Annotated in this window: 7 protein-coding genes and 1 rRNA gene; 6 read left to right on the plus strand and 2 right to left on the minus strand. The window is 70.2% G+C overall.

The features are described 5' to 3' along the window. The first annotated feature begins 2 nt into the window (after window positions 1-2). A complete protein-coding gene (locus LHJ74_RS24005; RefSeq protein WP_260220253.1) occupies window positions 3-1,856 on the plus strand; it encodes a hypothetical protein in 1,854 nt (617 codons plus the stop codon). Between the two features lie 66 nt (window positions 1,857-1,922). Beyond that, window positions 1,923-2,480 (plus strand): GNAT family N-acetyltransferase, encoded by a 558-nt coding sequence (locus LHJ74_RS24010; protein WP_260220254.1) that lies wholly within the window; start codon window positions 1,923-1,925, stop codon window positions 2,478-2,480. Window positions 2,481-2,495: 15 nt separating this feature from the next. Here the strand turns inward: LHJ74_RS24010 and LHJ74_RS24015 are convergent, their stop codons facing one another. Next, window positions 2,496-3,107: a GNAT family N-acetyltransferase gene (locus tag LHJ74_RS24015; RefSeq protein WP_260220255.1), complete on the minus strand. Its 612-nt coding sequence runs from the start codon at window positions 3,105-3,107 to the stop codon at window positions 2,496-2,498. A gap of 127 nt (window positions 3,108-3,234) precedes the next feature. Between LHJ74_RS24015 and LHJ74_RS24020 the strand changes: the two genes are divergently transcribed. Genes LHJ74_RS24020 through LHJ74_RS24035 form a run of 4 tightly spaced genes read left to right on the plus strand, consistent with a single transcriptional unit; the run spans window position 3,235 to window position 7,030 of the window. Further along, on the plus strand, window positions 3,235-4,191 hold the full coding sequence (locus tag LHJ74_RS24020) for an ATP-binding cassette domain-containing protein (protein WP_260220256.1): 957 nt from the start codon (window positions 3,235-3,237) through the stop codon (window positions 4,189-4,191). Beyond that, on the plus strand, window positions 4,188-4,994 hold the full coding sequence (locus LHJ74_RS24025; protein ID WP_260220257.1) for an ABC transporter permease: 807 nt from the start codon (window positions 4,188-4,190) through the stop codon (window positions 4,992-4,994). Before LHJ74_RS24020 ends, LHJ74_RS24025 begins: the two co-directional genes overlap by 4 nt. Window positions 4,995-5,019: 25 nt before the next feature. After that, a complete protein-coding gene (locus LHJ74_RS24030; protein ID WP_260220258.1) occupies window positions 5,020-6,342 on the plus strand; it encodes a sensor histidine kinase in 1,323 nt (440 codons plus the stop codon). Window positions 6,343-6,346: 4 nt separating this feature from the next. Then, on the plus strand, window positions 6,347-7,030 hold the full coding sequence (locus LHJ74_RS24035; protein WP_260220259.1) for a response regulator: 684 nt from the start codon (window positions 6,347-6,349) through the stop codon (window positions 7,028-7,030). 109 nt (window positions 7,031-7,139) lie between these two features. Here LHJ74_RS24035 and rrf read toward each other — a convergent pair. Further along, window positions 7,140-7,256: ribosomal RNA gene (rrf, locus tag LHJ74_RS24040) — 5S ribosomal RNA — on the minus strand. Between the last annotated feature and the right edge of the window lie 18 nt (window positions 7,257-7,274).

The raw sequence follows: 7,274 nt of genomic DNA on the forward strand, positions 1-7,274 counted from the left end.
CCGTGCCCTACGAACGCGGTGGGCCCGGGGGCGGTTACGGCGGTGGGCGGGAGCAACGGGGCGTCCCAGACGGCCTGCTGGTCGGCGGGCTCGCCTTCCTGCTCGGTGTGGCCGTGCTGATCTGGTCGGCGACCGGCCTGGCCGGATTCTTCGCACACGGCGCCTGGCCGGACGGCGTGTCCTTCGCCCAGACACCGGAGGCCGTCCGCGCACTCCTCGCCGAGCCGCATGACGTGGCGGCTGCCTGGCCGAAGACACCGGACGGGCAGCTTTCCGGGTACGGATTGTTCTGGGGCATCTTCATCGGCCAGTTGATGGTGCTGATCGTCCTGGCGGTCTTCGTCCTGGGCACGGTGACCCGGTGGCGTGCGGTACGCCGCGCGGCGCGGGCGGACGCGCGATCGCACGCTGGCGAGGCGGGTGTGCGCGAGGGCCCCACGCCGAAGCGGCCGCCCCGAAGGGGCACCGGCCCCGGTGAGGACCGTCCGCAGAGCTCCGGCGAAGCCGCAGGTCCGCCACCACAGGAGTACGGGCCCGCGCCCGGCCACCAACAGGACGGCGCACCGCATCACCGTCATCCCGACGGCTACGGCCACCCCAGGGACATCCCGGGCCCTCCTGGCATGGGTGCCGAAAACGAGCCCGCCGGTGCAGCACCCGACGGCTCAGTTTCCGACGGCTCGATTTCCGACGGCTCGATTTCCGACGGCTCGATTTCCGACGGCTCAGTGCTCAGCGCCGACGTATCCGGCAGTGGCGTGCCCGGCCCCCGTTACGGCCCCGGCGAAGCCGAGGAACGGCAGGAGGCACCAGGCACGCCCGGCGAGCGGACGTACGAGGGCGGCTCGGCCGCCACCCCGCCGCCCCTCGGCCCCGGTCACTCACCCGGCTTCGCCACGGGTCTCGGCCGGGAGATCACGCATGGACTGTTCATCGCCCCGCACCCCCGCACCGCCCTCCAGGCCGTGCAGGACGCGGAGGGCGCCGCCCTCGTCGTCACGGCCGACCCCGCGCTCTACACCGCCACGGTCGGCGCCCGCAGCAAGTTCGGCCCGGCACACGTGTACGACCCGGCCCAGCTGACCGACGCCCCGACCCGGCTGCGCTGGGCCCCGCACCGGGCGTGCGAGCACATGCCGACCGCCCGCCTTCGCGCCGCAGCACTCCTCGCACCCGTGCGCAGCCCCGCCCGCGGTGAATCGGCCGTGCACGACGCCGCCGAGATCCTGCTGCGCTGCTGGCTGCACGCAGCGGCCGTGGCCGGAGAGCCGTTCCGTCAGGTGCACCGGTGGGCGCTGACCGGATCGTCCAAGGAGGCCGTGCGCATCCTCCGTACGCACGGCGGGGCCACCGGCGGCTCCGCGGGAGAGCTGGAGGGCACCCTCACCGGGCATCCGGAGCGCCGGGAAGCCGCCACCGCCCTTGTCCGGCGCGCTCTCGGGTCCCTCTCCCAACTGCACATCCGCAACGCCTGCACGCCGGCGCGGGCCGACCGGGTCGCGTGGGAGTCGTTCATCCCCGAAGGGGGGACGCTCTATGTCGTTGGCGAAGCGATCGAAGCGCCGCACCGCAGTGATCCCGCCTCGATGCCGCTGCTCACGGCGCTCGCGTCAGCCGTGGTTGAGCACGGCCGCCGGATTGCCGAGGGTGCCTCCGCCGGTCGGCTCGACCCACCACTCACCGTCGTCCTGGATCACCCGGCGACGGTCGCCCCGCTGCCGGAGCTGCCCGGGCTCCTCGCGGACGGCGAGGCATCGGGCCTCTGCACGGTGGTGCTGCTCCGCTCCGAGGAGCAGGGCCGCACGTGGTGGCCGGAAGCGATGCGCGGCGCCCACCAGGGCGGTAGCCCGGGCTGACTACCGGAAAGCACCACCGGCCGTGCAAGGATCCAGGCACATGCACGGCGACTGTGGAGGGTTGAGATGTTCGCGATTTCCCTGGGTGACGGAGCTGAGCTGCGGCCGCTGGAGCCTTGGCAGGCCGAGGAGTTCTTCGCCCACATGGAGCGCGGCCGCGCATACATAGGCCAGCACGTCGGCCTCCCCGACATCGCGGCCGATCTCGACTCCGCGCGGAACTGGCTCCAGAGGTACGCCGACAAGACCGCCGCCGACGCCGGACGGCTGTACGGCACCTGGCTCGACGGGCGCCTTGTCGGCGGCGTCCTGCTCGGGGTCTTCGATGCGAAGGCGAAGACCTGCGAGGCCGGATGCTGGCTGGAACCGGCCGCCGCCGGGCGCGGTCTGGCCACCCGAGCGGTGCGCGTGCTCATCGACTGGGCGATCCAGGAGCGCGGTATGCACCGGGTGGAGTGGCGGGTGTCCTCCGAGAACACCCCGAGCATCAACATCGCCAAGCGGCTCGGCATGAGCCGCGACGGAATCCTGCGCGAGAACTATCCCTACCGGGGCGTACGGCAGGACACCGAGATCTGGTCCGTACTCGCGCCCGAGTGGCATGCCGCGCACGACGCCCGTTGACGACCTGCCCTCTCCCTACCGTGCGCCGGCCGGGTCGGCTCGGTCTGCCGGGTCTGCCGGGTCCGAGCCGGTACGGGTGAGCGGCCGCCGCTTCAGTTCGTAGACGTGCGCGTGGCCGTACGGCGGCTTGGGGTGGGCGTCGGACTCGCCGGTGGCGACAAAGCCGAGCTGCTGGTAGAAATCGCGCGCCCGGTCGTTCGTCTCGTGGACGTGCAGCAGGAGCCGTTCCACTTCACCGTACGACCAGGCCCACTTCTGGGCCGCGCGGAACAGCCGGGTGCCGAGGCCCGCGCCACGGTGCTCCGGGCGCGTGTAGACCGCGACGATCCAGGCGTCAGAGCCCTCCACGTAGACGACCAGCATCGCGGCCCAGCGGTCGGCCGGCCCGTCCGCCTCGGCGGAGACGACCTCGGCGACGAGGGTGGTGATCGGCCTGCCGTCGGATCCCCCCTCTTCGCCCTGCGCCGCCCGCTGTTGCCACAGACTGTCCGGTTGTGCGAGACCGGCCTCATGGGTCTCGTAGAACGCCACATCTGAGACGGGGTCGGCCAGTGCCGCCAGACGCAGTTCCTTCAGCCGCCGCCAGTCTTCGCCACGCGTTTCTCTGATCTCGTACGTGTCGCTCATCCGACCATCCTGGCTCGTACCGGGGTACTACGCGCTCCGATTTTTGGGTGCCGGGGTACGACGTATCGCCGCTCCTCGCTCCCTAACGTCGGAAGCCGAACCGACTGGCGAAGGAGCCCCCGGAGACATGATCGAAGCACGCGGCCTGACGAAACGCTATGGGGACAAGGCGGCGGTCAGCGATCTCACGTTCACCGTGCGCCCCGGCACCGTGACCGGCTTCCTCGGCCCCAACGGATCGGGCAAGTCCACCACCATGCGCATGATCCTCGGTCTGGACGCACCCACTCGCGGCGACATCAGAGTCGGTGGCCGTTCGTACGCCGCGCACCCCGCGCCGCTGTACGAGGTCGGCGCGCTGCTGGAGGCCCGCTCCGTGCACCCGGGGCGATCCGCGCTCGGGCATCTGCTCGCGCTGGCCCATACCCACGGCATACCGCGCTCCCGTGTCAACACCGTGGTCGACATGGTCGGCTTGGGCAAGGTGGCCGGCAAGCGGGTCAAGGGCTTCTCCCTCGGCATGGGCCAGCGGCTGGGAATCGCCGCCGCCCTCCTCGCCGACCCGGCCACCATCCTGCTCGACGAGCCGGTGAACGGGCTGGACCCAGAGGGCGTCCTCTGGGTGCGCAACCTGCTGAAATCCCTCGCCGCAGAGGGGCGTACGGTCTTCGTCTCCTCCCACCTGATGAGCGAGATGGCGCTCACCGCCGAGCACCTGATCATCATCGGGCGCGGCCGGATGCTTGCGGACACCACAGTGGATGCCTTCATCCGTGACGCCGGACTGGGCACGATCAAGGTGGTCTCTCCGGAGGCGGCGCAGCTGCGGGAGCTACTGCTCCGCGTTCCCGGCGTGGAGGCCGTCATCAGCCCGCCCGGCACGCTCCGCGTCAGCGGTACGGACCTGGAGCACATCGGGCGTACGGCTTCCGCGCATCGCATCCCCCTCTTCGAACTCACCCCGCACTCCGTCTCCCTGGAGGAGGCGTTCATGGAGCTGACCCGCGACTCCATCGATTACCAGGCCACCGTGGGCAGCTCCGCCGTGGCCCAGCAAGTGGCCCAGCAAGGAGCCCGAGCATGACCACCGTCCTCACGCCCGCCGTCGCCCCTCGCGCGGCCTCCCCGTACCGCGTCACGCCGCTGCGTGTCCTGCGTGCCGAGTGGTCCAAGCTGTGGTCCCTGCGTTCGACGTGGATCACGCTGGCGGTGGCGAGCACGCTGGTGTTGGCCTTCGGCCTGCTCGTCGCCGCCAACTACACCCCGCAAAGCGACGCCGACATCGATCCGGTGCAGCTGACGCTGCTCGGGGCTCCGCTCGCCCAGGTCGTGCTCGCGGTCCTCGGAGTCCTGGTGACCGCGGGCGAGTACTCGACGGGGATGATCCGCGCGACGATGTCCGCGGTGCCCCGCAGACTGCCGGTGCTGTGGGCCAAGGCCGCCGTCTTCGGTGCCATCGCCCTCGGCGTGCTCCTGGTGACGGTGTTTCTCACCTTCCCGCTCGGACAGCTCTTCCTCTCCGGGACCGATATGGAAGCGAGCTTGGGCGACCCGGGAGTCCTGCGCGCCCTGCTCGGCAGCGCGGTCGCCCCCGCCCTCATCGGAGTGTTCTCGCTGACCCTGGGGTCACTACTGCGCAGCGTGCCGGGCGGCATCGTGACGTATGTCGGGGGTGTGACCATCCTGCCGGAGGTGGTGAGGATGCTCCCCTTCGCCGTGATGGACGACATCGTGCAATTCTTGCCGGTCCAGGCCGGTGAGGCGCTGTCGGCCGTCTCTCCGGACGCGCAACTGCTCTCGCCGGGGGCGGCGCTCATCACCCTGTGCGCGTGGGTAGTGGCCGGGCTCGGGGCTGCGGGTCTGACACTGATACGGCGGGACGTGTGACCGCAGTCGAACGGGATGGTGAGATATGACAGCGGACGCGCAGGCGCGGTCCGGGGCCGAGCCGGTGCAGCGCTGGCCGTACGGCGACTCCGCCGTCGCCCGCCGCATCCGCCTTTCGCTCTGGCGCTTCCGTGACCTCCACGCGCGACGCCCCTGGGTCTGGGACGTACTGCTCCCCGCTCTGCTGCTCCCGGCCGCACTCGCCGAGCCCCTGGGCCCCTGGCAGAACACCGCCCCCAATCCCGAAGCACCGGGGGTCATGACGTGGTTGGTCAGCGCCGGATTTCTGGTGCCGTTGCTGTGGCGACGGAAAGCGCCGATCTTCACGCTGTGGGCCATCGCCCTGACGGGCGTCGTGGACGGCTGGGTCGGGTCGGGGATGGAGATCGGGCTGACCCGCCTGTACATCACCTACCTCATCGCCGTCCGGCAGACCTCGCACCTCGGCTGGGCCGCTGGTCTGGGGGCCCTGCAATCGGTGGTCCTGGCGGTCCGCTGGCCGGACGGCAACTTCGACCAGACACTCATGTCCCCACTGATGGCCTTCGCGGTCGTGATCCTGCTCGGCGTCGCAGTCCGCACCAGACGCGACTACACGGCCTCCCTCGTCGAGCGAGCCCGACAGCTGGAGATAGAGCGCGACCAGCAGGCCCAGATCGCCGCGGCAGCCGAACGCGCCCGGATCGCCCGTGAAATGCACGACATCATCGGCCACAATCTGTCTGTGATCACAGGCCTGGCGGACGGCGGAAGCTACGTGGTGGCCAAGAGCCCGGCGCGGGGCGCCCAAGCCCTGGAGGCCATCGGGACGACGAGCCGCCAGGCCCTGGGCGAACTGCGGCGACTGCTGGGTGTCCTGCACGAGGACGCCCAGCCACAACCACTCCGCCTCGACCCGCAGCCCGCACTCACCGACCTGGATCGCCTGCTGGACGGCGTACGAGAAGCCGGTCTGCCGGTCCGCTGCACAGTGCGAGGGCAGGTACCAGACCTGTCCGCCGGACGCCAACTGACCGTCTACCGCGTGGTGCAGGAGGCCCTGACCAACATCCTCAAGCACAGCGGCCTCGACAAGCACAGCGGCAGTAACGTCCTTGCGGACGTCACCGCGGACGTCATCGTGGTGTACGGAGAGGACGGCGCGGTGGAGGCCACGATCCTGGACTCCGGCAGACCGGCGCGCGGACACTCGCCGCTGAGCCGAACAGTCAGTCCCGAGAGACGCGGCCTCAACGGCATGCGGGAGCGCGCCGCCCTCTACGACGGCACGCTCGAAGCGGGTCCGCAGGCCACGGGCGGCTGGCGCGTCCGGCTGCGGCTCCCCGCCCCTGCGGGCATCGGCGGGTGACGAGGTGACGACGGTACTGATCGCAGACGACCAGCCCTTGCAGCGCCTGGGCTTTCGCATGCTGCTGGAGAGCCAGGACGACGTCACGGTGGTCGGGGAGGCGGAGAACGGCACGGAGGCGGTGCGCCTGTGTGCACGGCTCCATCCGGACCTGGTCCTGATGGACATCCGCATGCCGGGCCTCGACGGCATCGAGGCCACCCGCCGCATCATCACCACCGGGGGCCGCACCCGGGTTCTCATCCTCACGACCTTCGACCTTGACGCCTATGCGTACGCGGGGCTCCGGGCAGGCGCCAGCGGCTTTCTCATCAAGGACGCGCTGCCCGAGGAACTGCTCTCGGGGATACGGGCAGTGGCGTCCGGCGATGCGGTTGTCGCTCCGGCCCTGACGCGCCGGCTGCTCGACACCTACGCCCAGCACCTCCCGGACGCCGACGATAGCAAGGCGGGCGAAAAGCCCGCTCCGGAGAGGGACCCGCGGCTTTCCTCGCTCACGAGCAGGGAACTGGAGGTTCTCACCGCGATCGGCCGGGGATGGACGAACACAGAAATCGCCGAGCGGCTTGTCCTCGCCGAATCAACGGTGAAATCACATGTCGGCCGTGTGCTCGCCAAAATCGGAGCACGCGATCGCATTCAGGCTGTGATCATCGCCTACGACGCCCGATTGGTCAGCCCTACCTGACGGCCTGGACGGCACTCCATGCAGGACGGGAGTTCTTATGGGTGCAGAAAAGGTGCACAGAAATGGGTGTGGCCCCACCGGAAACCCGGCAGGGCCACACACACAAATTGTTCGGCAGCGTCCTACTCTCCCACACACTCCCGCATGCAGTACCATCGGCGCAACAAGGCTTAGCTTCCGGGTTCGGAATGTAACCGGGCGTTTCCCTCACACTATGACCACCGAAACACAACGAAACACACAC

Source organism: Streptomyces gossypii (assembly GCF_025165795.1).
Classification (GTDB): Bacteria; Actinomycetota; Actinomycetes; order Streptomycetales; family Streptomycetaceae; genus Streptomyces; species Streptomyces gossypii.